This window comes from Saccharopolyspora galaxeae (assembly GCF_016526145.1).
Classification (GTDB): domain Bacteria; phylum Actinomycetota; class Actinomycetes; order Mycobacteriales; family Pseudonocardiaceae; genus Saccharopolyspora_C; species Saccharopolyspora_C galaxeae.
Genome location: NZ_JADDUE010000012.1, coordinates 84410 through 110134, shown reverse-complemented (window position 1 = coordinate 110134; position 25725 = coordinate 84410). Strand labels below are relative to the sequence as shown.

26 protein-coding genes are annotated in these 25725 nt (G+C 69.4%); 10 read left to right on the top strand and 16 right to left on the bottom strand.

Annotated features, from left to right (window positions below; all coding sequences use genetic code 11):
• The 8 genes from INP57_RS24625 to INP57_RS24590 all read right to left on the bottom strand — a co-directional run bounded on the left by INP57_RS24625 (position 1) and on the right by INP57_RS24590 (position 7128).
• Positions 1 to 228 (bottom strand): hypothetical protein, encoded by a 228-nt coding sequence (locus INP57_RS24625; RefSeq protein ID WP_200072709.1) that lies wholly within the window; start codon positions 226 to 228, stop codon positions 1 to 3.
• A gap of 577 nt (positions 229 to 805) precedes the next feature.
• On the bottom strand, positions 806 to 1030 hold the full coding sequence (locus tag INP57_RS24620) for a hypothetical protein (RefSeq protein ID WP_200072708.1): 225 nt from the start codon (positions 1028 to 1030) through the stop codon (positions 806 to 808).
• Positions 1031 to 1355: 325 nt separating this feature from the next.
• Positions 1356 to 2144, bottom strand: a complete 789-nt coding sequence (locus INP57_RS24615) for an SDR family oxidoreductase (protein ID WP_200072707.1) — start codon at positions 2142 to 2144, stop codon at positions 1356 to 1358.
• 148 nt (positions 2145 to 2292) lie between these two features.
• Positions 2293 to 3153 (bottom strand): NAD(P)-dependent oxidoreductase, encoded by an 861-nt coding sequence (locus tag INP57_RS24610; RefSeq protein ID WP_200072706.1) that lies wholly within the window; start codon positions 3151 to 3153, stop codon positions 2293 to 2295.
• On the bottom strand, positions 3150 to 3899 hold the full coding sequence (locus INP57_RS24605; RefSeq protein WP_200072705.1) for an SDR family oxidoreductase: 750 nt from the start codon (positions 3897 to 3899) through the stop codon (positions 3150 to 3152). The genes INP57_RS24610 and INP57_RS24605 overlap by 4 nt, the downstream gene beginning before the upstream one ends.
• Before the next feature lie 161 nt (positions 3900 to 4060).
• Positions 4061 to 5545 carry an aldehyde dehydrogenase gene (locus INP57_RS24600; RefSeq protein WP_307850268.1) on the bottom strand — a complete coding sequence of 495 codons (1485 nt, stop codon included), beginning with the start codon at positions 5543 to 5545 and terminating at the stop codon, positions 4061 to 4063.
• Complete coding sequence (locus tag INP57_RS24595; RefSeq protein ID WP_233628217.1) at positions 5542 to 6102, bottom strand: nuclear transport factor 2-like protein; 561 nt, start codon at positions 6100 to 6102, stop codon at positions 5542 to 5544. The genes INP57_RS24600 and INP57_RS24595 overlap by 4 nt, the downstream gene beginning before the upstream one ends.
• A gap of 177 nt (positions 6103 to 6279) precedes the next feature.
• Positions 6280 to 7128 (bottom strand): LLM class F420-dependent oxidoreductase, encoded by an 849-nt coding sequence (locus INP57_RS24590; protein ID WP_200072703.1) that lies wholly within the window; start codon positions 7126 to 7128, stop codon positions 6280 to 6282.
• Positions 7129 to 7336: 208 nt separating this feature from the next.
• Here INP57_RS24590 and INP57_RS24585 point away from each other — a divergent pair, with 208 nt between their 5' ends.
• From INP57_RS24585 to INP57_RS24570, 4 genes are all read left to right on the top strand, one after another.
• Positions 7337 to 8779: an FAD-binding protein gene (locus INP57_RS24585; RefSeq protein ID WP_200072702.1), complete on the top strand. Its 1443-nt coding sequence runs from the start codon at positions 7337 to 7339 to the stop codon at positions 8777 to 8779.
• 31 nt (positions 8780 to 8810) lie between these two features.
• Positions 8811 to 9413 (top strand): TetR/AcrR family transcriptional regulator, encoded by a 603-nt coding sequence (locus INP57_RS24580; RefSeq protein WP_200072701.1) that lies wholly within the window; start codon positions 8811 to 8813, stop codon positions 9411 to 9413.
• A gap of 61 nt (positions 9414 to 9474) precedes the next feature.
• On the top strand, positions 9475 to 10983 hold the full coding sequence (locus INP57_RS24575; RefSeq protein WP_200072700.1) for an FAD-dependent oxidoreductase: 1509 nt from the start codon (positions 9475 to 9477) through the stop codon (positions 10981 to 10983).
• A 181-nt stretch (positions 10984 to 11164) separates the two neighbouring features.
• Positions 11165 to 11650, top strand: a complete 486-nt coding sequence (locus tag INP57_RS24570) for a hypothetical protein (RefSeq protein WP_200072699.1) — start codon at positions 11165 to 11167, stop codon at positions 11648 to 11650.
• Here the strand turns inward: INP57_RS24570 and INP57_RS24565 are convergent.
• Together INP57_RS24565 and INP57_RS24560 are read right to left on the bottom strand one after the other, a co-directional pair.
• A complete protein-coding gene (locus tag INP57_RS24565; protein WP_307850267.1) occupies positions 11638 to 12300 on the bottom strand; it encodes an ATP-binding cassette domain-containing protein in 663 nt (220 codons plus the stop codon). The genes INP57_RS24570 and INP57_RS24565 overlap by 13 nt on opposite strands.
• Positions 12301 to 12405: 105 nt before the next feature.
• The gene (locus INP57_RS24560; RefSeq protein ID WP_200072697.1) at positions 12406 to 12591 is read right to left on the bottom strand and encodes a DUF397 domain-containing protein; all 186 of its coding nucleotides are present in this window, start codon (positions 12589 to 12591) and stop codon (positions 12406 to 12408) included.
• 181 nt (positions 12592 to 12772) lie between these two features.
• Here INP57_RS24560 and INP57_RS24555 point away from each other — a divergent pair, with 181 nt between their 5' ends.
• Both INP57_RS24555 and dnaE read left to right on the top strand, forming a co-directional pair.
• Positions 12773 to 13735, top strand: coding sequence for a hypothetical protein (locus INP57_RS24555; RefSeq protein WP_200072696.1), 963 nt, complete (start codon positions 12773 to 12775; stop codon positions 13733 to 13735).
• A 317-nt stretch (positions 13736 to 14052) separates the two neighbouring features.
• Positions 14053 to 17634, top strand: a complete 3582-nt coding sequence (gene dnaE, locus INP57_RS24550) for a DNA polymerase III subunit alpha (protein ID WP_200072695.1) — start codon at positions 14053 to 14055, stop codon at positions 17632 to 17634.
• Between the two features lie 214 nt (positions 17635 to 17848).
• On the opposite strand, the gene INP57_RS24545 is transcribed toward dnaE, so the two are convergent.
• Genes INP57_RS24545 through INP57_RS24535 form a run of 3 tightly spaced genes read right to left on the bottom strand, consistent with a single transcriptional unit; the run spans position 17849 to position 20621 of the window.
• Positions 17849 to 18043, bottom strand: coding sequence for a ferredoxin (locus INP57_RS24545; protein ID WP_200072694.1), 195 nt, complete (start codon positions 18041 to 18043; stop codon positions 17849 to 17851).
• On the bottom strand, positions 18043 to 19395 hold the full coding sequence (cyp51, locus tag INP57_RS24540; RefSeq protein WP_200072693.1) for a lanosterol 14-alpha demethylase: 1353 nt from the start codon (positions 19393 to 19395) through the stop codon (positions 18043 to 18045). Before cyp51 ends, INP57_RS24545 begins: the two co-directional genes overlap by 1 nt.
• A 2-nt stretch (positions 19396 to 19397) precedes the next feature.
• Positions 19398 to 20621, bottom strand: coding sequence for a cytochrome P450 (locus INP57_RS24535; RefSeq protein ID WP_200072692.1), 1224 nt, complete (start codon positions 20619 to 20621; stop codon positions 19398 to 19400).
• Between the two features lie 330 nt (positions 20622 to 20951).
• On the opposite strand from INP57_RS24535, the gene INP57_RS24530 reads away from it, so the two are divergent.
• Positions 20952 to 21446, top strand: coding sequence for a nitroreductase family deazaflavin-dependent oxidoreductase (locus INP57_RS24530; protein ID WP_295139667.1), 495 nt, complete (start codon positions 20952 to 20954; stop codon positions 21444 to 21446).
• Between the two features lie 35 nt (positions 21447 to 21481).
• Positions 21482 to 21838 carry a carboxymuconolactone decarboxylase family protein gene (locus tag INP57_RS24525; protein ID WP_200072691.1) on the top strand — a complete coding sequence of 119 codons (357 nt, stop codon included), beginning with the start codon at positions 21482 to 21484 and terminating at the stop codon, positions 21836 to 21838.
• A 134-nt stretch (positions 21839 to 21972) separates the two neighbouring features.
• On the opposite strand, the gene INP57_RS24520 is transcribed toward INP57_RS24525, so the two are convergent.
• Positions 21973 to 22554: a TetR/AcrR family transcriptional regulator gene (locus tag INP57_RS24520; RefSeq protein WP_307850265.1), complete on the bottom strand. Its 582-nt coding sequence runs from the start codon at positions 22552 to 22554 to the stop codon at positions 21973 to 21975.
• Between the two features lie 220 nt (positions 22555 to 22774).
• Here INP57_RS24520 and INP57_RS24515 point away from each other — a divergent pair, with 220 nt between their 5' ends.
• Positions 22775 to 23995 (top strand): hypothetical protein, encoded by a 1221-nt coding sequence (locus INP57_RS24515; RefSeq protein ID WP_200072689.1) that lies wholly within the window; start codon positions 22775 to 22777, stop codon positions 23993 to 23995.
• On the top strand, positions 23944 to 24408 hold the full coding sequence (locus tag INP57_RS30575; protein ID WP_374220967.1) for an AMP-binding enzyme: 465 nt from the start codon (positions 23944 to 23946) through the stop codon (positions 24406 to 24408). The genes INP57_RS24515 and INP57_RS30575 overlap by 52 nt, the downstream gene beginning before the upstream one ends.
• Here the strand turns inward: INP57_RS30575 and INP57_RS24505 are convergent.
• Together INP57_RS24505 and INP57_RS24500 are read right to left on the bottom strand one after the other, a co-directional pair.
• Entirely contained in the window at positions 24383 to 25105 is a 723-nt protein-coding gene (locus tag INP57_RS24505) for a peptidyl-tRNA hydrolase (RefSeq protein ID WP_200072775.1), read from the bottom strand. The genes INP57_RS30575 and INP57_RS24505 overlap by 26 nt on opposite strands.
• A gap of 103 nt (positions 25106 to 25208) precedes the next feature.
• On the bottom strand, positions 25209 to 25655 hold the full coding sequence (locus INP57_RS24500) for an SRPBCC family protein (RefSeq protein WP_200072688.1): 447 nt from the start codon (positions 25653 to 25655) through the stop codon (positions 25209 to 25211).
• Between the last annotated feature and the right edge of the window lie 70 nt (positions 25656 to 25725).

Here is a 25725-nt window from a genome sequence, read left to right as displayed (position 1 = left end):
TCAGCCGTGCAGGAGGTCGCTCGGGCCGGACGGGTCGTCGTCGCGCACCGGCTCGCAGGACAGCGACTCCGGGAAGCCCGCGTGGGCGAGCCGGGTGAGTTCGTGCTTGCACGCGGCGCTGGTGGGTTCCTCGCTCACCAGCTCCGTGTCGAACGCGCCGCCCAGCACCGCCACGGACGCTCCCACTGCGCACAGCGCCACGGCCGGAACGACGTTACGCAACCTCACGAGCATTCCTCTTCTTGTACGCCTTCGAGCTTCCACCGGGATGCTACGCGGAGTCGCGGGGCGCGGTCCGTGCCGCTGAGCGCGGTCCGGCGCCGCCAGGACTTTCGCCTCTGTCGGCGGGGCGGCGGCGACCGCAGGCTGGGGTTGCCGGGAAACCGGCGGATCCGCCCGAGAGCGATCTGGCCTTGACGACTCAAGAGCCGCCGAAGACCTACCTTGCAACCGCAAAGGTTGCCCGAGCTCTCGGGCGGGTTCTCGCGGGCGCGAATCCCACCGCTGCCCGGTTGCGCGAGCAACCGGATCAGGCCGGGAAAGTCGCTTCGCCGTTCCGCTTCGGACACGCGCCGGAATCGACCGCTGCCGCCGAATTCCTCGCGACCGGACGGTTCCCCGCGTTTTCGGGGTTTCGACGCCCGGAGCGACGCAGCCCCAGCTTCCGCCGCGGCTCCTGTACGCCGCACCGCCCGAACCGGGGCCCGAAGTGAGCGGAACCGGCCGTTTCCGGAATACTCCCCTTCTGCACCGACGAAAACCGATCCCCCGCCGCACGGCGGGGGATCGGTTTCGAGTACCGGGCTCAGCCACGCACGAGGACCTGCGGGCCGTTGTCATCATCGGTGGTCGGTTCGCACATCAGCGGACCCGGGTCACCCTGGTCGGCGAGCCGCTGGAGCTCGGCCGAACACTGCTCGGCCGTGTCGAAGTGCCCCACCACTTCTTCGGCGACGGCGGTGCCCGCACCGAGCACGGACATTCCCGCCGCGCACAAGGCCAGGGTGGCAACGGTCTTGCGGATACGCATGAGTGGTTCCTTCCGCTCGAAATCTGATTACGTTGGGAAGACTATTCGCGGCCGGGCAGACGAGCGGGCACTGTCGGCATGACACGGGGAAACCCCTCAATTCATTTCCCACGGGGATTTCCCCGAAGGAGTGCCACGCACCCGACGAATCCGCCTGGATGCAGGTACCGCATCCGGCGGAAATGCGCGGAGAACCCGCCCGGCACGCGGCCATCCGGGAACGAGGCCGCCCCGGGCGGGCAGTAACGCCGAATTCGCTCCTCGGCGGGTTCACCGGGAATGACGGATGTGCGCGGTGGTCACGTCGCCGGACGAGTCCGCCGCTTCAGCCCTCCGGTCGTTCTCGCAGCGGCGCTTCGGGCTCGACCTCCACCATCGTCAGGTGCGAACCCCGCGGGGTGCCGACGATCGCGGTGATCGCGGCCGCCACGTCGGACGGGCGCAGGAAGTAGGGGTGCCGCGCGAGTCCCCAGTGCACCCAGTCCTCCAGCACCGCGGTCGCGACCTCGTCCTTCCAGGTGGTGCCCATCGCGGTCTTCGTCGGCCCGGGACGCACCAGCGACGTGCGCACGCCGGTGCCTTCCAGCTCCATCCGCATCGTCTGCACCATCGCCTCCAGCCCGGCCTTCGCGGGCACGTAGCCGCCCATCCGCGGGCGGTGGGTGCGCGCCACGTCGGAGCTGATGAACACGAAATCGCCGCGCTGCCGGCGCACCATCGACGGCACGATCGCCGCCGCCAACCGCTGCGGGCCGCCGAGGTGCACTTCGACCTGGCTGGCGAAGGTCTCCGGGTCCTGCTCGTGGATCAGCGCGGCGTCGATGTCGCCCGCGCCGGAGACGACCGTCTCCACCGGACCCAGCGAGTCCTCGACGGCGGCGACGAAGTTCTGCACCGACTCGGTGTCGGCGACGTCGAGCGGTTCGGCGATCGCCTCTCCCCCGCCAGCGCGGATCGTCGCGGCGATCTCCTCGCACAGCTGCACCCGCCTGGCGCCGAGCGCGACGGGGTGCCCGGCGGTCGCCAGCGCCTGCGCGGTGGCCGTGCCGATGCCGGAGGACGCCCCGGCCACGATGGCCGGGCGCCGCTGCGGATGGGGATCGAATCTCGGCATGTCACGCCTTCTTCCGTTCCGGTGGTGCGGTTCCGGAGCGAACGGCATGTTCGCCCGATCTGTTCGGACGAACGGTCCGTTCACTGCTCGCGGCTTCCCAGGTGAACGGACTGTTGGTCCCGCTAGATTGGACGAACGGTCCGTTCGCTCACTGCTCCCGCGGGGGCGCGGGTGGTGCGGAGAGCCCCAGTCCTGGCCCGAGGCCGGTGAGCGCGTGCCGGGCGAGCGGGACGTCGACGCCCAGCTCCCGCGCCAGCTCGATCGCGAACCGCAGGTCCTTCTCCCCCAGCGCGCGGACGTGCTCGAAGATCCCCACCCACGGGTCGCCGTCGGCCAGCGGCGCGGCCGTGTCGCGGTGCATGATCGCGCCTGGTCCGCCGGTGATCCCGTCGGTGTGCCGCACGACCCGGCCGAGTTCGACCAGGTCCAGCCCGGCCGCTTCGGCGAGCCGCTGCGCTTCCGCGGCCGCGGTGAACGATGCGAAGTGCAGCAGGTTCCTGGCGAGTTTCATCCTGGTTCCCGCGCCGATCGGGCCCGCGTGCACGACCTGCCCGCCCATCCGGCCGAACGGTTCGGCGCAGGTGGCGAAGGCGGTTTCGGGGCCGCCGACCATGATCGCCAAGCTGCCGTCCGCAGCTCCCATCGGACCGCCGCTGACCGGCGCGTCCACCAGCGCGACGCCGTGCTCGGCGGCCTGTTCGGCCAGCTCCGCAGGGGTACCGGGGGCGATCGTGGAGTGCACCGCGACGACGAGTCCGTCGCGGGCCGCGGGCAGCACCTCGGCGAGGACCGAACGCACCTGGTCGTCGTCGCGGACCATGACGCACAGCAGATCCACCTGCGCCGCCAGTTCCGCCACGTCCCGCGCGACCTTCGCTCCCGCCGCGCGCAATTGCGCCACCGGCTCGGACGCGATGTCGAAGACCAGCAGGCCACCGGGGCGGTCCACGAGCCTGGTGGCCATCGCCTTGCCGATGTTGCCGAGACCGGCGAACCCGACCGCGCTCATCGGATCACCTGGCCGCCGTCGACGTTGAAGATCTGCCCGGTCACCCACGACGCCTCCTCGGACAGCAGGAACAGGCAGGCGCCGACCATGTCCGCCGGTTGCCCGATCCGCTTGATCGCCAGCCCGCGCACCAGGTCCGCGGCCGCTTCCCCGACCTGGTTGCGGGTGGCTGCGGTATCGGTCGGTCCCGGCGCGATGGCGTTGACGCGGATGTTCATGCCGCCGAGTTCGTGCGCGAGCTGCTGCGTCAGCCCGTTCACGCCCGCCTTCGCCAGCCCGTAGAAACCGGAGTAGAGCCAGGCCGCGGTGGAGCTCTGGTTCACGATCGCGCCACCGCCGCGCCGCTGCATGTGCGGGTGCACCGCGCGGGTCACCACCAGCGCGCCGTCCATGTTCACGCTCATGAACTTGCGGTAGTAGTCCCAGTCGACGGTCAGCAGCAGGTCGAACTCCATGTCGCCGTAGATCGCGGCGTTGTTGACCAGCAGGTCGATGCCGCCGAGCTCCTCGGTCGCGCGCGCCGCCAGTTCGGCGGCCGAATCCGGGGAGGAGACGTCGGTGCGCACGAACATCGCTCTCCCGCCGTCGCTCTCGATGGACTTGGCGCAGGTTCGCCCGGCGTCGGCGTTGAGGTCGGCGATCACCACCGACGCGCCGTGGGCCGCGAGCGCTTGCGCGTAGGCCGCTCCGATGCCCTGCGCCGCGCCGGTGACGATGGCGACCTTGCCGTCGAACCGCTTTCCCATGCCCGCTCCCGTCATCCCGGTCGGCGAACCGCCGGCGGCCTCGCCGCCGAATTCCCCGGCGGTCCCTCTGACTCCGCCATCGAATTCCCGGGCGGTCACGCCGGTTCCGCCAAGTAACCCGCTGGCGGTCACGCCGGCTCCGCCAAGTAACCCGCCGGCGGTCACGCCGGCTCCGCCAACAACTTGGTCTCCAAGTACTCCTCGAACCCGGCCACACCCATCTCGCGTCCGATGCCGGATTGCTTGTACCCGCCGAACGGCGCGTCCGGGCTGAACCAGAGCCCGCCGTTGACGGCCAGCGTCCCGGTGCGAACCCGGGCCGCGACGTTGCGCGCGCGCTCGATCGAGCCGCTGTCGACCGACCCGGACAGCCCGTACGGCGAGTCGTTGGCGATCCGCACCGCGTCGTCGTCGCCGTCGTGCGCCAGCACGACCAGCACCGGCCCGAAGATCTCCTCGCGGGCCACGCGGTTTTCGTTGCGCAGCCCGGAAATGACGGTCGGTTCGATCCAGAACCCCGCGTCCTTGCCCGCCGGAATCCCGCCGCCGGTGGCGAACGTGCCGCCTTCCTCGGTGGCGAGCCGCAGGTAGTCCAAGACCCTGTCGCGCTGGGCCTGCGAGATCACCGGCCCGCAGATCGTGCCCGCATCGCGCGGATCGCCCGCGCCGATCTTGCGCATCGTGCGTGCGGCGATCTCCACCGCCTCGTCGTAGCGGTCCCGCGGAACGACGAGCCGGGTCGTCAGCGCGCATCCTTGCCCGGCGTGCACGCAGACGCCGAAGGCGGTCGCGCCGACCGCGGCGCCGAGGTCGGCGTCGTCGAGCACGATCGCGGCGGATTTCCCGCCCAGCTCCAGGAAAACCTTCGCCAGCGTCGTGGACGCGGCGGCCATGATCGCGCGCCCGGTGGCCGTGGATCCGGTGAACGAAACCAGATCCACCCTCGGATCGGTGGTCAGCAGCGCCGCTACCGCGTCGTCGTGCGGTGTCACGACGTTGAACACGCCGGGCGGGATGTCGGTCCGCTCGGCCACCAGCCGCTCGAGTTCGGCGGCCACCCACGGCGTGTCCGGCGCCGGTTTCAGCACGACGGTGTTGCCCGCGGCCAGCGCCGGGCCGATCTTGGCCAGGTTGACCTGGTTCGGGAAGTTCCACGGCGTGATCGCCGCGACCACGGCCACCGGCTCGCGGCGGATGGTGCGCCGGGTGGCGATCCCCATCGGCTCGGCGACTCCCAGGTCGGTGCACCACGGGTAGCCCTCGGCCATCTCGACCGTCCACTTGAGACTTTCCACCGGCACGTCGTACTGCGGCCCCGCGGTCAGGAACGCGGGCGCACCCGCTTCTTCCGTCGTCAACGCGCGCATCGCCGCGCCGTGCTCGACCAATGCCGAGTGCAGCTGGCGCAAGCAACGGATGCGGAATTCCGGGGAGGTGGCCCACTCGCCGAAGTCGAATGCGCGGCGCGCGGCGCCGATCGCGTCGTCGACGTCGTCGGCCGTGGCGCTGGGCGCCCTCCCGATCTCGACGCCTTCGGCAGGGTTCAGCACGGGATGGCTCCGCCCGCCGGAACCGGCAGTGAGCCTGCCGTCGATGAGTTGCCGCGGCTGCGGCAAACCGAGGTCCGACGGTCCGCCGAGGCTCACCGCGCCCCCTCCTCGACCACCGGCGGCCACACCGTGGACGGCAGGTCCGCAGGCCGATAGTGCCCGGGCTGCGACTTGCCGTCGGTCTTCATCCGCTCCAGCAGCCCCGGCGTCGCCTTCCCGGATTCGGCCAGGCTGAGGAAGGTCCGCGCGGCGGCGCCCAGGTCGAACCAGTCGCGCTGCCACTCGAACCGGCCGTTGCCCGCGGAGTCCTGGCCGTAGCCGAACCAGCTGCCGCCGATGCCCGGCACCTCGTACTCGCGGCCGTGGTCGTCGGTGATCCCGGCGCGCTGCTTCCAGAAACCGATCACCATGCCGTTCGATTCGTCCATGACGGTGGCCACGTAGTCGTAGTGCCACCCGTCGAGCCCGGCCATCTCGGTGCCGAGCGCGTACTGCCGGATCTCCTCGCGCCCCACCGCCATGAAGTGCTCGTCCGGCGAGTACATCCAGCCGTAGGTGGCGTCTTCGGCGTAGTGGTCGGCGAGTGGTTTCCAATCGCGGAGGCGTTCGGCCTCGCGGTTCGCGGCCAGCCAGCGCTGCCAGAACTGTTCCATGTCAGTGCGGGTGAAGCCGCCCATCGGGCCCCTCCAGCCTGTGCTCGCGCCGGCGTGAGCATCGAGTGAACGGACCGTTCGCCCGATCCATTGGGACGAGCGGTCCGTTCGCTCACGGGCGGACAGTTGATTGGACAGGTGTCCATTATGCGTGCGGGCCCGGCCCCGCACAAGGGATCAGGCGATGCCGAGGCGGGCCGCGTGCCGCCCCAGGAAGGCCACCACCTCGTCGGCGGGCTTGTCCGGCAAGCCCCAGATCGCTTCGGTGACACCGGCCTGCGCCCACTCCCCGAGCAGTTCAGGAGTGGGTTTCGCGGTCGCGAGCACGTGGATCTCCGGCGCACCGGGACGTCCCGCCGCGGCCCAGGCCGCGCGCAGCCGGTCCGCGTTCGCGCGCACGTCCCGCTCAGCGGGAGTGGTCATCCAGCCGTCCGCGTGCGCGGCGATCCAGGCGAACGTCTTCGGCCCCGCACCCGCCCCGATCAGCAGCGGGACGTGCGCCTGCGCGGGCTTCGGGTAGGCCCACGACGGTCCGAAGTGGACGAACTCGCCGGAGTAGGAAGCCTCCTGCTGCGTCCACAGCGCCCGCATCGCCTCGACGTGCTCGCGCAGCGCGGTGCGCCGCCTGCCTGCCGGGACGTGGTGGTCGGCGAGCTCGTCGGTGTTCCAGCCGAAGCCCGCACCGATCGTGACCCGGCCGCCGGAGAGCCAGTCCAGCGAAGCGATCGTCTTCGCCAGCGTGATCGGGTCGGACTCCACCGGCAGCGCCACCGCCGTGGCCAGCCGGATCCGGGAGGTCACCGCCGCGGCCGCGCTCAGCCCGACCCACGGATCGAGGGTGCGCAGGTAGCGGTCGTCGGGCAGCTCCGCGCCGCCGGTGCCGGGATGCGCGGCCTCCCGCTTGATCGGGATGTGGGTGTGCTCCGGGACGTAGAAGGTGTCGAACCCGGCCTCTTCGGCGGCTTTCGCGGCCCGGTCCGGGGTGATCCCGCGGTCGCTGGTGAACAGCACTATGCCGTGTCGCAAGGGAATTCCTTTCCGCAGCAGCAGCCGGAACCCGGTGGCGAGGCCCATCGGGAGGCGACGGATCGACGGCGCATTGTCATAGGTGCTTCAATGACCCTAGCAAGCGTCTGGTGGCTGCCCAAGGAAACGACTTGGCACCGCCCGGAAACCGGAGCAGTCAGCAAACCGGTCCGACCGGAACGAACGCACCGCGCGGAAGGGAGTCAGCGTGCCCGAGGTCCTACCCCCGTCCGCCATCCCGGAGCAGGCCGAGCAGTTCGACGTCGTCGTGGTGGGCTTCGGCATCGCGGGCGGCTGCGCCGCGCTGGAAGCCGCGCGCGCGGGTGCGCGGGTGCTGCTGCTGGAACGCGCCGCGACGCACGGCGGCACAACGGCCATGGCGGGCGGGCACTTCTACCTCGGCGGCGGTACCGCGGTGCAGCGGGCCACCGGGCACGAGGACTCGCCGGAGGAGATGTACAAGTACCTGCTGGCCGTGTCCCGCGATCCGGAGCCGGACAAGATCCGCGCCTACTGCGACGGCTCGGTGGCGCACTTCGACTGGCTGGAGTCGCTCGGTGTCCACTTCGAGCGCTCCTACTTCGCCGAGAAGGCGGTGATCCAGCCCGGCACCGAAGGGCTGATGTACACCGGGAACGAGCAGGTCTGGCCGTTCCGCGAACAGGCCGTTGCGGCACCGCGCGGGCACAAGGTCCCGGTGCCCGGCGACACCGAGGGCGCCAAGCTGGTGATGGACCTGCTGCGCGAGCAGATCGAGCAGGCGGGGGTGCAGGTCCGCTTCGACACCGGCGCGACCGCGCTGGTGCAGCAGGAGGACGGCCGCGTGCTCGGGCTGGCTTGGCGGCGGTTCTCCGAAACGGGCCTGGTCCGGGCGTCCGCGGTGGTGCTCGCCGCCGGCGGGTTCGTGATGAACGAGCGGATGGTCGCCGAGCACACCCCCGCGCTGGGAGCCAAGCTGTTCACGCTCGGCTCCAGCTACGACGACGGGACCGCGATCAAGCTGGGCGAGGCAGCGGGCGCCGAGCTCAAGCACATGGCGCAGCCGTTCATCACCGCGCCGTTCTACCCGCCCGGTCAGCTGGCGACCGGGTTGATCGTCAACAAGCTCGGCGAGCGGTTCGTCGCCGAGGACTCCTACCACGCGCGGACCAGCTATCACGTGCTGGCGCAGCCCGATTCGACGGCTTACCTGATCGTCGACGTCGAGCACGAGGCGAAGCCGAAGGACCCGCTGGTTCCGCTGCTGGACGGCTTCGAGACGGTCGAGGAGATGGAGTCCGGGCTCGACCTGCCGTCCGGCTCGCTGGTGAAGACGCTGACCCGCTACAACGAGCACGCCGCGCGCGGCGAGGACCCGGACTTCCACAAGAGCCCGAAGTGGCTGGCGGCCCAGGACACCGGCCCGTGGGCGGTCTTCGACCTGCGGTTGGGGCACGCGCTGTACGCGGGGTTCACCTTGGGCGGGATGCGGACCACCGTCGATGCGCAGGTGCAGCGCGCGGACGGCTCGGTCGTGCCCGGCCTTTACGCCGCAGGGGCCTGCGCGTCCAACATCGCGCAGGACGGCAACGGCTACTGTTCCGGCGTCCAGCTGGGCGAAGGCTCGTTCTTCGGCCGCCGCGCCGGGCTGCACGCCGCGGGCTCGGCGTGAGCCCGGAGGTGCAGCTTGCGAGGTGGTCCGCATGACTCTTAGCGCGAAAGGCACGCGGCTCAACCGCAGGGGCCTGGAGACGCGGCGCACGCTGCTGAAAGTCGCCATCCGCTGCCTGGCCGACGGTTCGGAAGGCGTGAGCGCGAACCTCATCGCCCGCGAGGCGGGCGTCACCTGGGGCACCGTGCAGCACCAGTTCGGCGACGCCGACGGGTTGTGGGCCGCCGTGCTGGCGCACATCTCCGAACGCAGCGATCCGCTGCTGCCGCCGCAGCACGCCGCGCTGCCGGACCGGGTCGGCGCCGTCGTCGACATGCTGTGGCGGGCGCTGGATTCCGCCGGTGCGCGCGCGATCCACCACCTGCGGCTGGCGCTGCCGCGCGACCGCGGCGAGTTGGAAGCCGAGTTCCCCCGCACCGCCGAAGCGCTCGCCGCCTGGGACGCCAGTTGGAACGAAGCCTGCGAGCGCGCCTTCGACGGGCTCGCCGTGGACAAGGTCAAGCTGCGCCGGGTGCGGGCGCTGCTGCCCGGCGCGATGCGCGGGCTGCACGGCGAGCAGGACCTGAGCACCTACCTGGACATCGACGACGCGAAGCGCGGTCTCAGCGACGCGGTGACCGCCTACTTGTCCTGAATCCGCCCTCGATCCGCCTGCGCCCGGCGAGCCCGGGCCGAGTCGATGTAGGAGAAGACCGGTGCAGCACACACCTGATTCGTTCGACGTGGTCGTGGTCGGTTCCGGCGGTGGCGCGCTGGCCGGCGCCTACCTCGCCGCCAAGGCGGGGTTGTCGACCGCCGTTCTCGAGCGCACGGCGCGGGTCGGTGGCACGTCCGCGTACTCCGGCGGTGCGTGCTGGCTGCCCGGTTCCGAGGTGCAGCAGCGCGCCGGGCTGGCCGATTCGACCGACTCCGCGCGCACCTACCTGGGAAGCCTGCTCGACGCGCCGGACTCCGGCCGGGTCGAAGCGTTCCTGGCCGAGTCGCCGCGGCTGGTCAAGGCGTTCGAGGCCGATCCGGCGCTGGAGTTCGAGTGGATCCCGTTCCCGGAGTACTTCGACGCGCCGGGCCGGGTCGGGCTCGGGCGGTCGATCCAGCCCGTCGACATCCGCCGGGACGAGCTGCCTGCCGAGGTCGCCGAGCTGGTCCGGCCGCCGGTGGAACGCGACCGCGCAGGCAGGCCGGGGCGGAGCAAGCTCAGCGGCGGGCAAGCGCTGATCGCCCGGCTGCTCACCGCGTTCGTGCGCGCGGGCGGAAATGTCCTAACAGGACACAACGTCGTCGGTTTCCACCAGGAGCACGGGCGAGTGGCCGGTGTCGACGCGGTGGTGGACGGCGAATCCGTCCGGATCGCGGCCGAGCGCGGAATCCTCGTGGCAGCAGGCGGTTTCGAGGGCGACGCGCAGCTGCGCGACGAGCACGGCGTGCCGGGTGACGCGCGGTGGACGATGGCTCCGGCGGGCACGAACCGCGGCGAGCCGATCTTCGCCGCGGCCCGGCTGGGTGCGGCCACCGACCTGCTCGACCAGGGCTGGTTCTGCCCCGGCTTGGCGCAGCCGGACGGCGGCGGCTCGTTCGCGCTGGGCTTCCGCGGCGGGATCATGGTCGACGCGACCGGCCGCCGCTACGCCAACGAATGCCTCCCCTACGACCGGTTCGGGCGCGCCATGGCCGCCGCTGCCGAACGCATCCCGTCGTGGTTCGTGTTCGACTCCCGCGAAGGCGGCGGCCTTCCCGCGATCGCCATGCCGGAGGGCGATCCGGAGGAGCACGTGCGAGCCGGAATCCGGTTCCGCGCGGACACGATCGCCGAACTCGCCGCGGACATCGGCGTCCCCGCGCAGGCCTTGACCGGCACCGTCGAGCGCTTCAACGAGTTCGCCGCCGCCGGTGCGGACGCGGACTTCCACCGCGGCGAGGACGAATACGACGCGTTCTTCGCGGGCGGCGAACCGCTGGTCGCGATCGACCAGCCGCCGTACTACGCGGCGAAGTTCGTGCTCTCGGACTTGGGAACCAAGGGTGGTCTGGTCACCGATGCGCGCGGCCGGGTGCTGCGCGGTGACGGCAGCGCGATCGGCGGCCTGTACGCGGCCGGGAACTCATCGGCCTCGATGACCGGGGCCGTCTATCCCGCGCCCGGGGTTCCGCTCGGCACGGCGATGGTGTTCGCGTCGCTGGCGGTCGCGGACATGGCGGAGTCTTGAGCGGGCGGGTCCGCTGAGCGGTTCAGCCCGGCATTTCCAAAATGAACTTCCCCGGAAACCCATGACTCGACAAGTTCGTTTTGGAAACACCCTCGCCTTTTCGGCGGAATACGCACCCCCGTGCGGCCCAATCCGCGGATTCCGATACATTGCGCGCTCATCCAGCGAGTTAGGACGCAACGTGGACGAGCCGCATCTGGACGATCCGGATCGCTGGGCGATGCTCGGGGTGCACTGGCACGGATCGGCCGAGATCAGACCCGAAACCTCTTCCGATCCTGCCGAGGAACCGGCCGCGAACCTGCCGGAGATCGAGCCGCGCTGCCTGCGCAGCCCCGATGAAGCCATCGACTGGGTGGATGAGCTGACCCGCACGTACGCGCATCGCTACGAGGTCCGGATCCCGTACGCCGACCCGCCGCACAACGTCGGCACGGTCGCGGACGAGGCGCATTTGGAACGGGATCGCGCGGCGGATGCGCCGGTGCTCCAGCGCGGCGACAGCCTCCGCCGCGATTTCGTGCTCGCGCACACCGAACCGGAACCGGGCTTACCGCGGCAGTTGACATACCGAGTCCACCTCCGGGTGGAAGCGGTGCTCGGACCGTGCAGGCAGACCAAGCACGAAGCGGAGGAGGCCGGTCAGCGCAAACCTCAGAGCTGGTGAAAGAAGCCCCGCACGTAAGGATCTTCGAGAGCACGCACCTCGGCCGGTGAACCCGCGGTGATGGTGCGGCCATCGCGCATGAAGACGATTTGATCGGCGGCTCCGGTCTCGATGAGCAGCGCGACGTCGTGGGTGATGGTCAGCACCGCAGCTCCGGAATCGGCGTAGGCGCGCAGATTGGCCCACACCTCGTAGGCAGTGCCGAGATCGAGGGACGAACTGGGCTCGTCCACGATGAGCAGATCGGGATCGGGCAGCAACGCCGCGGCCAGCGCGGCCCGCTGGATCTGCCCGCTGGAATGCTGCTCCGGATGCAGATCGAATGCCTCGGCCGGATAAAGCGCCGCCGCGCAGGCATCCTCGACGCTCCGGCCGCCATGCAGCCGTTGCCGCTCGAATAGTTGCGCGCCAACGGTTTTCTCCGCCGCGAACGCCTCGACCCCGAATTGCGGCACCAGGCCAACGGTTCCGGCACGGAGCTTTCGCCACTGCTGCTCGTCCCGCACCGCCGTCCCGTTGATGCACACGTCCCCGGTACTGCGCGCGACCGCGGGGAGCAGACCCGTCAGCGCCGCGGCCACCATGGATTTGCCGCAGCCGGATTCGCCGAGCAGCGCGGTGATCCGGCCCGCGGGCACCGCGAGGTGCACCGAGTCCAGGACCGTCTCGTTCCACCGGCCCGTGTCGACGTGCACGGTCAGATCGCTCAGCTCAGCGGTCCGCATCCGACTCCCTCCAGCGCTCGATCCGCGACCTCAACCGTCGAAGCGGCCATCTTTGGCGGCGTTGATGAAGTCGCTGAACGCTTTCGCGGACACCTCCAGCACCGGCGACCACGCACCGAGCTTGCTGTCCCGGACCAACCGGGCGTCCGCGACCTCGACACAGTTGTTGCCCTGCCCGCTCCGGCTCGATTTCCGCCAATGAATACCTGCGCTCATGGTGCGACTCCTCCGTACGGGTGGCTTGCAATCTCCAGGATGCTAGTGGGCAAGCGCCTGTATTCCGAGAACGAATGCGCCTGCGCCGATAAGCCGTCGGGTACTTGGTGGGTTCGTCGGCCGTTCGCCGGAATGGGTGAAGGCAGTCGAGTCCGGTCGGCTCCAGACCCCGAAGCTCCACATGCTCACCAAGATCGCCGGTGCGCTCGACATCAGCGACCTCGCCGAGCTGACCGGTAATGGAGAAGCAGTCTCGATCTCCCGGTACGCGATAGGCCCCGCGCACGGCGCGCTCAACGACGTCCGGGCGGCTTTGATGGACTACCGGCTCAGCTCGGATACGCGCCCGGTGGACCTGGCGCACCTGCGCGAGCGGCTTGCTGCAGCGTGGCATCTTCGCCACTCGTCACCGGACCACCGGACACAGGTCGGTGCCGTTCTTCCGAATCTCATTCGCGATGCGCAGCGTGCTGTGCGGGCGCGATGGGGAGAAGAACGACGCAACGCACGACGGGTCTTGGCGGGCGTCTACCAGTTGGCGGATTTCTACGTTGCCTACCAACCCGCTCCTGAGCTGGTGTGGCTCGTCGCTGATAGAGCGGTCACCGAGGGACAGGACGCTGACGACCCGTACGCGATGGCGGCGGGCGCATGGGCACTGGTGCAAGCGCTGCGCGAGTCCGGGCGTTGGGACGAGGCGATCTCGGTCGCACATGACGGTGCCGCTCAGCTTGAGCCCTACGTGGAGTCGGCGGCTGCTGACTGGCGCGGGATGGTCGGTGCGCTACGGGCGGAAAACGCCCTTACATGCGCCCGGAAAGGGCGGCATGGGGACGCCTGGCGGTATTGGGAGTCCGCGTACGAGATCGCCCGGAAGCTTGGCCCGGGCTATCGCCACGTCCAATCCAGCTTCAGCCTCCCGATCATGCAAGCAACTGCCTTGAGCCTCGGAGTGGATCTGCGCCGCACATTGGTGCGCTCTGGACATAATCTTCAATGCCGAAAGACGCTATTTGCGGTTCAGCACCGCGCTGCGAGCGGCTCCGCCAATGCCCCGATTGCCTGCGAATCCCATGACGAACGCGAAAAAGCTCCGCCCTGTTCGCAGGGCAGAGAAGACCCCGCCCTGCAAGCAGGGCGGTGACCCGGGCGAGCGGTTCTCCCCGTCGCTGCCGCTCGGGTCGGCCGGTCGGCACCTGCCAGCAACCTCCCCCGACAGGAGGTGCCGACCGCCTCCGCTCCTCGTCGATCAACAGCGCCGCGGCGAGGGTCGTACGAGCCGCAAGACAGCGAGTAGGAGTGCCCGGCCGGAGCCCGGGGCGGCCGGGCGGGACCGACTGCGCACAGGATCGATGTAGCCGGATAGCAACACGGGCCCGATGCTCTCCGAGCACGCGGCGTGGGGCGACTAGAGTTGCGGCGCCAGCTGTCCGCCCACCCGACGCTTCCGGAGATGGCCGCGTGTCTGATCGGTTCGTTCACCTGCACGTGCACACCGAGTTCTCGATGCTCGACGGTGCTGCCAAGCACGACGCGCTGTTCGCCGAGGTCGCCCGGCTGGAACAGCCCGCGGTGGCGATGACCGACCACGGCAACATGTTCGGCGCGCACTCGTTCTACGAGCACGCCACGAAAAGCGGCATCAAGCCGATCATCGGCATCGAAGCCTACGTCGCTCCGGAGAGCCGTTTCCACAAGAAGCCGGTGTTCTGGGGCAGCAGGGCCGTGACCGGCAAGAAGGCGTCCGGGGACGAAGAGGGCGGCGACGTCTCGGGCGCCGGTGCCTACACGCACATGACGATGCTCGCGCAGAATTCGACCGGGCTGCGCAATCTTTTCAAATTGTCCTCGCTGGCCTCGACCCAAGGCTTTTTCCGCAAGCCGCGGATGGACAAGGAATTGATCGCCGAACATTCCGAGGGGATCATCGCCACGAGCGGCTGCCTGGCCGGTGAGGTGCTGACCCGCCTCCGGATCGGCCAGAAGCAAGAAGCGATTCAGGCCGCCTCGGACTACAAGGACATCTTCGGCGCGGATCGCTTCTTCATCGAGGTCATGGACCACGGCATCCAGATGGAGCGCAACATCCGCGCCGATCTGGTCGACATCGCCCGGCAACTCGATTTGCGCACGGTGGCGACCAATGACAGCCACTACGTGACCGCCGATCAGGCCGGGCAGCACGATGCGTTGCTGTGCCTGCAAACCCGGTCGATGCTGGCCGACACCGACCGGTTCAAGTTCCAGGGCGATGGCTACCACATCAAGTCGTCCTCGGAGATGCGCGAGTACTGGGACACCGAGGTGCCCGGCGCGGCCGACAGCACGCTGCGGATCACCGACATGGTCGAGGGCTACGAAGACGCGTTCGCCGAGGCCAACCGGATGCCGCAGGCGAAGATCCAGGCCGGTCGCACCGACGTCGAGGTGCTGCGCGACGAGGTCGAGGAATTCATCCCCACCCGGTATCCGGACGGGTTCACCCAGGAATACCGCGACCAGCTCGAATGGGAGCTCAAGGTCATCACCGAGAAGGGGTACAGCTCGTACTTCCTGGTCGTCGGCGACATGATCCGATGGGCCAAGAACAACGGCATCCGGGTGGGGCCGGGTCGCGGCTCGGCGGCGGGCGCGCTGCTGTCGTACGTGCTGCACATCATCGACATCGACCCGCTCCAGCACGGCCTGCTGTTCGAGCGGTTCCTCAACCCCGAGCGGGACTCGCCGCCGGACATCGACATCGACTTCGACGAGCGCAGGCGCGACGAGGTCATCGCCTACGCCAAGGAGAAGTACGGCGAGGAGTACTTCGCCAAGGTCATCACCTACGGCACGATTAAGACGAAGGCGGCGTTCAAGGACGCCGCCCGCGTGCACCTCGGCCAGCCCGGTTTCCAGCTCGCCGACCAGTTCAGCAAGGCGCTGCCCGCGCCGATCGCGGCCAAGGACATCCCGCTGTCCGGGATCGTCGACCCGGAGCACGAGCGCTACCAGGAGGCCGCCGAGGTCCGCTCGCTGATCGAGAACGACCAGCAGATCGGCAAGATCTTCGACACCGCGCGCGGTCTGGAAGGCCTGATCCGCAACGCAGGCGTGCACGCCTGCGCGCACATCATCTCCCGCGAGCCGCTGCTGGACGTGCTGCCGCTGTGGAAGCGCGACGACGGCGAGATCATCACCGGGTGGGACGGGCCGCAGTGCGAGGCGGTCGGCCTGCTCAAGATCGATATTCTCGGCCTGGTCAACATGACCACGATCGACGACACCGTGCGGATGGTGCGGGCCAACCACGGCACCGAGATCGAACCGCTGGACATCCCGCTGGACGACGAAGCCGCCTACGAGATGCTGGGCCGCGGCGAAAGCCTCGGCGTGTTCCAGCTCGAAGGCGGCGGGATGCAGTCGCTGCTCAAGCGCATGACGCCGACCCGGTTCGGCGACATCGTCGCCTGCGTCGCGCTGTACCGGCCGGGTCCGATGGACGTCAACTCGCACCTGGAATACGCCGACCGCAAGAACAACAAGAAGCCGGTCGAGCCGATCCACCCCGACCTCGACAAGCCGCTGGAAGGCGTGCTGGGCGACACCTACGGCCTGATCGTCTACCAGGAGCAGGTCATGGCGATCGCGCAGACCGTGGCCGGCTACAGCCTCGGGCAAGCCGACCTGCTGCGGCGGGCGATGGGCAAGAAGAAGAAATCGGTACTGGACCAGGAGTTCGAGCGCTTCCAGGCCGGGATGGTCGAGCGCGGGTACCGCAAGGAGGCCATCGACCAGCTCTGGGCGACGGTGCTGCCCTTCGCCGGTTACGCGTTCAACAAATCGCACGCCGCCGCCTACGGCCTGGTGACCTACTGGACCGCCTACCTCAAGGCGCACTACCCGGCCGAGTACATGGCCGCGCTGCTGACCGCCAACGCGCACAACAAGGACAAGACCGGCGTCTACCTGTCCGAGTGCCGCCGGATGGGCATCCGCGTGCTGCCGCCGGACGTGAACGAGTCCGAGGTCGGGCACGCCGCCGTGGAGGGCCGCATCCGCTTCGGACTCGGTGCGATCCGCAACGTCGGCGCGAACGTGGTCGAGTCGATCATCAAGACGCGCCAGGAGAAGGGCCGCTTCAGCTCGTTCACCGACTTCCTCGACAAGATCGAGATCACCGCGTGCAACAAGCGGGTCATCGAGTCGCTGATCAAGGCCGGTGCCTTCGACTCGCTCGGGCAGACTCGGATGGCGCTGACCCAGCACCACGAGGCGGCGGTCGACGCCGTGATCGGTCTCAAGCGCCAAGAGGCGATGGGCCAGTTCGACCTGTTCGGCGGCGGCGACGACACCGCGAGCGCCGACGACACCTCACCGCTGGCGCACCTGCAGTTCACCGAGGAGGAATGGCCGCGCAAGCAGCTGCTGGCCTACGAGCGCGAAATGCTGGGCCTGTACGTCTCGGCGCACCCGCTGGACGGGGCCGAACGCTTGTTGCGGCCGTACCAGGACACCAGCATCGCCGAACTCGTCGGCGGTGAACGCGAGCCCGGCAGCGGCAAGGAAGAGGCCAAGATCGCCGGAATGATCTCGGGGATCCAGCGGCGGCTGAACAAGAACGGGCAGCCGTGGGCGATCGTCACGCTGGAGGACTTCGACGCCAGCGTCGAGGTGCTGTTCTTCCCGAAGTCCTACGAGATGTTCTCCGAGAGCCTGGTGGAGGACAACGCGCTCGCGGTCAAGGGCCGGGTCAACGAGCGCGAGGGCGAGATCAGCGTGTTCGCCTCGGACGCGGTGCCGGTGGACATCACCGCGGCCGAGCACAAGCCTGGCTCCGAGCCGCCGCTGGTGCTGCGCGCCGACTACAAGAAGATCAGCAAGGACACGGTCGCGGAGCTGCGCAACACGCTGGGCGCCTACCACGGCGACACCCCGGTGCACGTCCAATTGGGCACCACCCGGCTGGAACTGCCGGAGTGGCCGGTGAAGATCTGCACCGAGCTCGTCTCCGAGCTCAAGTCGGTGCGCGGCATCGCGATCGAGCGCGCGGGATCGGCGTGACGAGCCGACCACCGTGGCGGCTCCGTACGCGATCTTGCCCGGTGTTCCCCACCCGCTTTTCCGAGCGAACGGCCCGTTCGTCCAATCTATTCGGACCAACGGTCCGTTCACTCCAGGAGACCGGGTGAGTGAACGGACTGTTCGTCCAATCTAGTGGGACCAGCAGGCCGTTCACTCGTCGAGCGCGATTGGCGGACGGGCGCCGCGGCGGCCCTCACGTCTCGTTGAGCAGCAACGCTTGGGTCGGGCAGTAGGCGACCGCGCGGCGCACGTCGGCGTGCTGATCGGCGGCCGGGTGTTCGTCGAGGATTTCGACCGAGCCGTGCTTGGGAACCCGGAAGACCTCCGGGGCCTCCAGCTCGCACATCGCGTGCCCCTGGCACAGGTCCACGTCGGCGGTGACCTCCATCAGCTCCTCCTGCGGCGGTAGCGCACGGTGCACGGCCGCGCGAGCTGCACGACCATCTTGCTGTGGTCGTTGCGGTAGCTGTCCGCGGGCTGCGCCAGCTCGAACTCGTACTCCCGCAGCAGCGCCGAGAAGATCGCCTTGAGCTGGATCATCGCGAAGTTCGCACCGACGCAGCGATGCCGCCCGGCGCCGAACGGGATCCACGTCCACCGGTTGACGATGTCCTCCTGGCGCGGTTCGGCGTAGCGGTGCGGGTCGAAGGCGTCCGGGTCGGGGAAGTCCTCCGGGATCCGGTTCGAGATCGCCGGTGTGGCGCCGACCAGGTCGTCCTCGCCGATCCGGTGACCGCGCACCGCGAACTCGTCCTTGGCCACCCGCAGCAGCAGGATCAGCGGCGGGTGCAGCCGCAGCGCCTCCTTGATCGAGGACTCCAGGTGCGGGATCTCGCGCAACGCCTGGAAGCTGATCTCGGAGCCGTCCGCGTACAGCTCATCGAGTTCCTTGACCACAGTGGACATAACGGCCGGGTGGCGCAACAGCTCGATCAGGGTCCAGGCCGCGGTGCCCGAGCTGGTGTGGTGCCCGGCGAACATCATCGAGATGAACATGCCGGTGATCTCGTCCGCGGAGAACCGCGATTCGCCGGCCTCGTCCTTGACCGACATGAGCACGTCGAGCATGTCCCGGTCGGATTTCTCCTGCCGCGGCCCGGAAGCGCGCTTGGCCATCACGCCCTGCACGAGTGCGACCAGTCCCTCGCGGGCCTCGTCGCGGCGGCGGAAGCTTTCGATCGGCGCATAGGGGTCCACAAAGGACAACGCGTCGGTACCGCGTTCCAGCTCGTGGTAGAGCGTGGCGAACCGGCTGTCCAGCTCCTCGCGGAACTTGCGCCCGATCAGGCAGGCCGACGAGGTGTAGATGGTCAGTTCCGCGAACCAGTCCAGCAGGTCGATTTCGCCTTCGTCGCCCCAATCCGCGAGCATCCGGGCGACCTCGTCGGCGATCGTCGCGGCGTGCCCCTTCAGCTGCTCGCCGCGCAACGCCTGGTTGTGCAGCATCTCCTTGCGCCGCTCGGGCGGGGCGTCGAAGACCACGCCCGCGCCGAAGATCGGCTTCATGAACGGGTACGCCTCGCCCTGGTCGAGCTCTTCGTCCGCGGAGCGGAAGAAGAACTCGTTGGCCTGCGCTCCGGACAGCAGCACCACCCGGCGGTCCGCGAGCCGGAAGGCGCCCACGTCGCCGCATTCGCTCCGGACCCGGTTGAGCAGTCCGATCGGGTCGGTGCGCAGTTCTTCGAGGTGGCCGTGCCGACCGGATTCGCCGGACACCAGCGGTGGCTCGGACAACGTCATGATCAACCTTTCCGGAGTCGGCGCGGTCGCACGGTCACGGGCAAGGTGGCGAATCCGCGCACATTGCTGGAATGCACTCGCTGCGCGGCTTCGGCGTCGATGTCGTAATCACGCACGCGGTGCACCAGCTGCGTCAGCGCGATCCGGGCTTCCAGCCGGGCGAGGTGCGCGCCCAGGCAGAAGTGCGTGCCGCTGCCGAAGCTGACCAGCTGCCGCCCGGTGTCCCGGTCGAGGTCGTAGCGATCGGGATCGGCGAAGGCGCGTCCGTCCCGGTTGGCCGAGCCGACCAGCAGCAGCACGCAGTCCCCGCTGGGCACCGTGCGCCCGTGGAACTGCAGGTCCTCCGTCGCGGTGCGCGCGAGGACCTGGGTGGAGGTGTCGTAGCGCAGCGTCTCCTCGACCCAGTCCGGCACCCGCTGCGGGTCGGCCATCGGTTTGGCCAGCTGCTCCGGGTTCCGCCACGCCCAGTAGACGGCGTTGCCGAGCAGCTTCGTGGTGGTCTCGTTCCCGGCGACGACCATCAGGACCAGGAACCCGACGATCTCCTCGTCGGTGAGCCGGTCGCCGTCGATCTCGGCCGCCAGCAGCGCGGAAGTGAGGTCGTCGGTCGGGCGCCGCCTGCGCTCGGCGAGCATCTCGACGTAGTACTGCACCAGTTCCAACGCGGCCGCCACCGCAGGTTCCGGCACGTCCGGTACGCCCTCTTCCCGGTGCATCACGGTGTCGGCGAGGTCGCGCAGCGCGTCGCGGTCGGACTCCGGCACGCCCAGCAGCTCGCAGATCACGTCCATCGGGAGCTTGCCCGCGAAGTCCGCGATGAAGTCGAACTCGCCGCGCTCGATCGCCGGTTGCAGGTGCAGCCGGGTCAGCTCCTCGATGCGGGGCTCCAGGCTCTTGACCCGGCGCGGCGTGAATCCCTTGGACACCAGCGAACGCATCCGGTGGTGCCGGGGATCGTCCATCGCCAGGAACGACATCGTCTTGTGCGCGTGCGGGCCGTAGGCCGCGGGGTCCAGCGTCACCCCGTTGGCGTTGGACAACCGCTCCTTGTCCCGGAAGGCCGCGACGACGTCCTCGTACCGGGACAGCGCCCAGAAACCGCGCTCCGCGTTGCGGTAGAGCGGCGCCTCGTCCCGCAGCCGCGCGTAGATCGGGTACGGGTCCTCGTGGAACTCGTAGTCGTAGGGACTGAACGTGACGGGCACGGCAGCTCCGGTGTTCGTCATGGGGTTCGCTCCACGGGTTCAGGGCCCACGGGGCCAGGGGCCGACAGTCCTCGCCCCGGCTTCTCTCCTTCGGTCCCGCGCCGTGCGCACTGGCTCGAGCGGTTGCCGGAGCGGGAACGCCAGACCGGACACTTGTCCAGACAGTACTACAGCTAGATTGCGCACAACAACCGCGAACACGCGAGAAACGGTGGGACAGCACGGGTTTCGCACTCCAACGACGTTCTGGACAACTGAACAGACGCGTGACTACAGTGCGATGCGCGCTGGCTCCCCAGCGTTGACCGGACACCGCCACCGGCTACCCGGGGCCGCCGAGGAGGACTCGTCGTGACCGACAAGCCCACGGCCAAGAAGCGACCGACGCAGCTCGATTCGCCGCTGGTGCCGAAGATGATGCGGATCATGTCCCGGATGCACGTGCGCGTGTACCGCGCGACGGGCGGGCGCATCGGCGGGACCTGGCGCGTCGGCAGCGCACTGCGAAGCGGGGTGCCGACCTGCTTGCTCACCACCACCGGGCGCAAGAGCGGGCAGCAGCGGACCAATCCCCTGCTGTACATGCGCGACGGCGACCGGGTGGTGCTGGTCGCCTCGCAGGGCGGACTGCCGCGGCACCCGAGCTGGTACCACAACATCACCGCCAACTCGGAGGTGACGATCCAGATCGGCAAGCAGGTGCTGCGGATGCGCGCGCACGAGGCGGACGAGGCCGAACGCGCCGAACTGTGGCCGAAGCTGCTCGAGGTGTACTCGGACTTCAACTCCTACCAGTCCTGGACCGAGCGCACGATCCCCATCATCGTCTGCGAACCACTGGACTGAGAGTCCACAACGGACCGGACCACGGAGGAGCGTCCATGGAATCCCGGCGCGCACAGGGACTCGACGTGATGCAGCAGGTCTACGGCTGGGAGGTGCAGGACGGCCCCGGCGACTTCTTCGGGACCACAGTGGACCACCTGTTCGCGGACATCTGGTCGCGGCCGGGCCTGAGCCTGCGCGACCGGCGGCTGCTACTGCTCGGCGCGCTGACCGCGCAGGGCCTCGACGACGTGGCCGACATCCAGGTGCGGGCCGCGCTCGGCAACGCCGAACTCGACGCCGACCAGCTCCGGGAGATCGCGCTTTTCCTGACGCACTACGTCGGCTGGCCGCTGGGCACGAAACTCAACATGGTCGTCGAAAAGGCGATCGGCGAGCACGACCGCTCGTAGCGCGGAGATCCACACCGATCCCGCGGGCGGACATCGCCGATCGCCGATCCGGGTCGGCGCAATCGGGCGTTTCCGCGCGGCGCATCGGCGAGCAGTGGAAGATCAGCGGGATCGACGTGCGCTGAACCGTGGGTTCAGGATTTTCCCTGCAACACGAGTTCGGCCGTTTTGGTGAGCCGGTCGGCGACTTTGCTGTAGGAGGTGTAACCCATTCCGGCGTGCACCATGGCGCCGGACCATGCGAATTCCAGCGCGTTCAGGACATCCGGTTCGTTGCGCTCGCCGAGCGCGGTTTCCAGCCGAGTGCGGATTTCCAGCCCGATCCGCGCCCGCAAGTGCTGGACGTCCGGGTCGTCGCCGAGCAGCGCGGTGGTGCTGGCCACCGCGAGTTCCGGCTCGTCGGAAACCACCAGCGCGATTTCCCGCAGCACTTCGACCACCCGCCGGGCGGGATCCTGCGGTTGTTCGGGAACCGGTTCCAAGGATTGCAGCCGCCGCCAGAACACCTCGGCGATCAAGTGGTTCTTGGAGGAGAAGTAGGTGTACGCCGTGGCAGGCGCGACACCGGCGCGGGAGGCGACGTTGCGCACGGTCAACCCTGCGTAGCCCGATGCCCGCAGCTCGTCGACCGCGGCGGTGGTCAGCCGCCGGACGGTGTCGAGCTGCCGGGAGTTCAACCGGCGCCGGGTGGATTCGTTCGCGAGGTTTTCAGACACATGTCCAGACGCTACTGCACGCCTGCACCGGCGACAACAACGGGATGGAATCACCGGTCGGCGAGCATTCGGATGAATTTTTTCGCATCGCACTGGACACGTGTCCACCGAGCGGTTTACCGTACTGCTGCGAACAATTCTCCGAACGACACTTCCACCACGCGGGACGCGGTGCGGAGTCACCGGATCACCGCGCACCGAAACTCCTCGGAGGCTCCGGTTGAACTCCTGTTTCGACGATCTGGAACGCGCCGAACTCGCCGCGCTGCTGCCCGAACTGCTGCTGGCGGGACAGCTCATCGACCGCTCCGCCATGGCGTGGTGCATCGCCGCGTTCGGGCGCGCAGGAATGACCCGGATCGCGATCGAAGAATGGATGGCAGCCAGCCCGATCTACACCCGGAGGATGCAGCGCGCGCTGCGCTACGAGGGCGACGACGTGATCACCATCTTCAAGGGACTGCAACTCGACATCGGCGCGCCGCCGCAGTTCATGGACTTCCGCTACACCGTGCGCGACCCGTGGCACGGCGAGTTCCACCTGGACCACTGCGGAGCGCTGATGGACGTCGAGCCGATGGGCGAACGCTACGTGCGGTCGATGTGCCACGACATCGAGGACCCCACGTTCGACGCGACCGCGGTGGCCACCAACCCGAGGGCGCAGGTGCGCCCGATCCACCGGCCGCCGCGCGAGCCGGTCGACCGGCACCCGCACTGCGCGTGGACGGTGATCATCGACTCCGCGCATCCGCCGGTAGCCGAATCCGACGGGTGCCGCGCGCTGCGCGGCTGCCGGGCGGCGACCACCGAACTCGGCGCGATCGATCCGGACGACGACGGCTGGGCGGACTATTCCGGGCCGCTGCGCAGTGATCTGGTGTTCCACGAGTTCTCCAGATCGGCGCTGGTGCGGATGGCCGACGAGGTCTGCCTGCAAATGCACCTGCTGTGCCTCGGTTTCGCGCGTGCGGTCCACAGCAGACTCGAAGCGGACGAGGCACGGCAGCTGTGCGCCAAGCAGCTGCTCGGCATCGCGGGCATATCCGCCGAACGGTTGCACCGGGCGCTGCGACTACCGGACGGCATCGAGGGCGCGCTGCGCGTTCTCGCGCTGCACCCGCTGCTCAACCCCGCGGCCTACGTCAACGCGCACGTCGGCGATGCACTGACCGTCCACAACGGACCTGCACATGAGGACGGTGCATGGATCTCGTTGTGCGGCCCGGAAAACACCGCGCCGCTGCAAGCGATCGTGCGAGCCGTCGATCCGCACCTGGACGTGGCCGTCGAAGGCTCGGACACCGACTGGTCCGCGCGGGTGCTGCGCCGCGCCGAACCGGCGGCGGAGTTCGACGAGGTCGCGGTCACCCGCGTCAGCACCGGTGCATCCTTCGCCTTCGAACCCCGCAACTCCATCCCGATCACCCCGGCCCGCTGAGGATCGAGCTACCGGGACGGGCCGGGCTGACCATCGACTCCGGCGGCGAGAAGATCTTCGCCGAAGAGGTCGAGCGGGCCGTCGCCGCACATCCGGCCGTCCACGACGTCGTGGTCGTCGGCAAGCCCTCGCCGCGCCGGGGCGGCGAGGTCGTCGCCCTCGTCCAGCTCGCCCCCGCGAGACCACCGACGCCGAGCCGCGCGCGGAGTGCGGCAACCACATCGCGCGCTACAAGCAGCCCAAGATCTTCCTGCGCGTGCCGGAAATCGTGCGCTCGCCCGCGGGGAAGGCCGACTACCGGTGGGAGCCGCGGCGGCAGGTTCGCCCGCGGTCGGTACCGGCTGAGGCGGGCTCATCCCCGATCGGCCCGCACCGCCATTGGGCCACTCACCTCCACTGGGCCAGCACCGTGACCGTCCCGGGATCGACCTCGGTGAAACCGGCATCACGCACCGCCGCCACACCGTCGCGCCGCCACGCAGTGCCGGGATCACCGCCGGGGTGCAGGCCCTCCCACGTCCGCGCGTCAGCGGTGCGCACGGCGCACGGCAACCCGGCGGCGAACCAGGACTCGAGTTGCTCGTCCCGCCCCGAACCGTGCAGCAACGCGGCCAGGAACATCGTCGCGTGCCCCACCTGCGCAGCGGCTTTGCCCGCGCTCATCGGGACGTCCGGGTTCAGCCACAGCACCGGTGCGCCCGCGGCCCGCGGTTCCGGCTCGTCCACCTCCAGCTCGCTGCCGGAGATCTGCAGCCGGGTGAGTTCCTTCGGCATGTCCGCGACCCGCGTCGGCAGGAACGCCCGCACCTCGGCACCGCCGATCTCGAAGGTGCGGCCCGGCAACTCCTGCACCGCGGCCCAGTGCGAACCGCGAGCGCGCCGCGCCACCTTGCGGATGCGCCCGGAGATCCAGCGGTGCACCGGCTCGTGCCACTCCCCGCCCACCTTCGAGCGCTCGTCGAGGCACACGCCGAGCGCGGCCGCGGCGGCCGCCTCCAGCAGCGCCGTCCGCGGCGGCGGATCGTTGCGCTCGATCCGCAGCACCATCGGCATCAGCACGACCTGCTCGGGATCTTCGTCCGAGGTGTCATCGGTCAGTTCGGTCGGCATCGCCAGCCACGAGGCGTACCGGCTCAGCAGCGGATCAAGCACAGCAGCGTCGAACACGACCCCGATTATCCGCTGCGCACGGCACGACCGAGGAGCGGGTGCATCAGCGCTCCGCGGCCGTTTTCAGGGCGCGGAGGGTTTCGCGCATTCCTTCGCGGAAGGACGCGGCGAACTTCTCCCGGCCGCCCGAGATGCCGTACATCGGCCGCATCAGCCAATGCCGCGTCGCGGAGGTGTCCCGCTGTTCCGTCACCACCGTGCCCGCGCCGTCCGCGGTGAGCACGTAGCGCCACAGCGTGTTGTGCAACCCGGTGCGGAAGGAGAACTCCTGCGCGGGCTCGGCCCGTTCCACGACGTTCGGCATCGGCACGGTCAGCGGTCCGAGGCGGTTGAAGCCGGTGAACCGGGCGCCCGCGACCGCGCACTGTTCCTCGCCGCGCCAGGTGCAGCGGCGCAGGTTCGGGCTCCACTCCGGCATCCGCGTGATGTCCGCGAGCAGCGCCCACACCACGTCGGGTGCGGCCTCGATGCGGATCGATTCCTCGTCCACGTACAGCACCTTTCGCACCGGCCCGGCAACCGCACCGGACCACCTGACCTCCTCAACGAAGCCGCCCTGT

Coding starts and splice junctions, on each gene's coding strand:
- INP57_RS24620 (WP_200072708.1), bottom strand. CDS start 1,030: ATGCGTATCCGCAAGACCGTTGCCACCCTGGCCTTGTGCGCGGCGGGA.
- INP57_RS24615 (WP_200072707.1), bottom strand. CDS start 2,144: ATGCCGAGATTCGATCCCCATCCGCAGCGGCGCCCGGCCATCGTGGCC.
- INP57_RS24610 (WP_200072706.1), bottom strand. CDS start 3,153: ATGAGCGCGGTCGGGTTCGCCGGTCTCGGCAACATCGGCAAGGCGATG.
- INP57_RS24605 (WP_200072705.1), bottom strand. CDS start 3,899: ATGGGAAAGCGGTTCGACGGCAAGGTCGCCATCGTCACCGGCGCGGCG.
- INP57_RS24595 (WP_233628217.1), bottom strand. CDS start 6,102: ATGGAACAGTTCTGGCAGCGCTGGCTGGCCGCGAACCGCGAGGCCGAA.
- INP57_RS24580 (WP_200072701.1), top strand. CDS start 8,811: ATGACTCTTAGCGCGAAAGGCACGCGGCTCAACCGCAGGGGCCTGGAG.
- INP57_RS24560 (WP_200072697.1), bottom strand. CDS start 12,591: ATGAGCGCAGGTATTCATTGGCGGAAATCGAGCCGGAGCGGGCAGGGC.
- INP57_RS24555 (WP_200072696.1), top strand. CDS start 12,773: ATGCTCACCAAGATCGCCGGTGCGCTCGACATCAGCGACCTCGCCGAG.
- INP57_RS24545 (WP_200072694.1), bottom strand. CDS start 18,043: ATGGAGGTCACCGCCGACGTGGACCTGTGCCAGGGGCACGCGATGTGC.
- cyp51 (WP_200072693.1), bottom strand. CDS start 19,395: ATGACGTTGTCCGAGCCACCGCTGGTGTCCGGCGAATCCGGTCGGCAC.
- INP57_RS24535 (WP_200072692.1), bottom strand. CDS start 20,621: ATGACGAACACCGGAGCTGCCGTGCCCGTCACGTTCAGTCCCTACGAC.
- INP57_RS24525 (WP_200072691.1), top strand. CDS start 21,482: ATGGAATCCCGGCGCGCACAGGGACTCGACGTGATGCAGCAGGTCTAC.
- INP57_RS24505 (WP_200072775.1), bottom strand. CDS start 25,105: ATGCCGACCGAACTGACCGATGACACCTCGGACGAAGATCCCGAGCAG.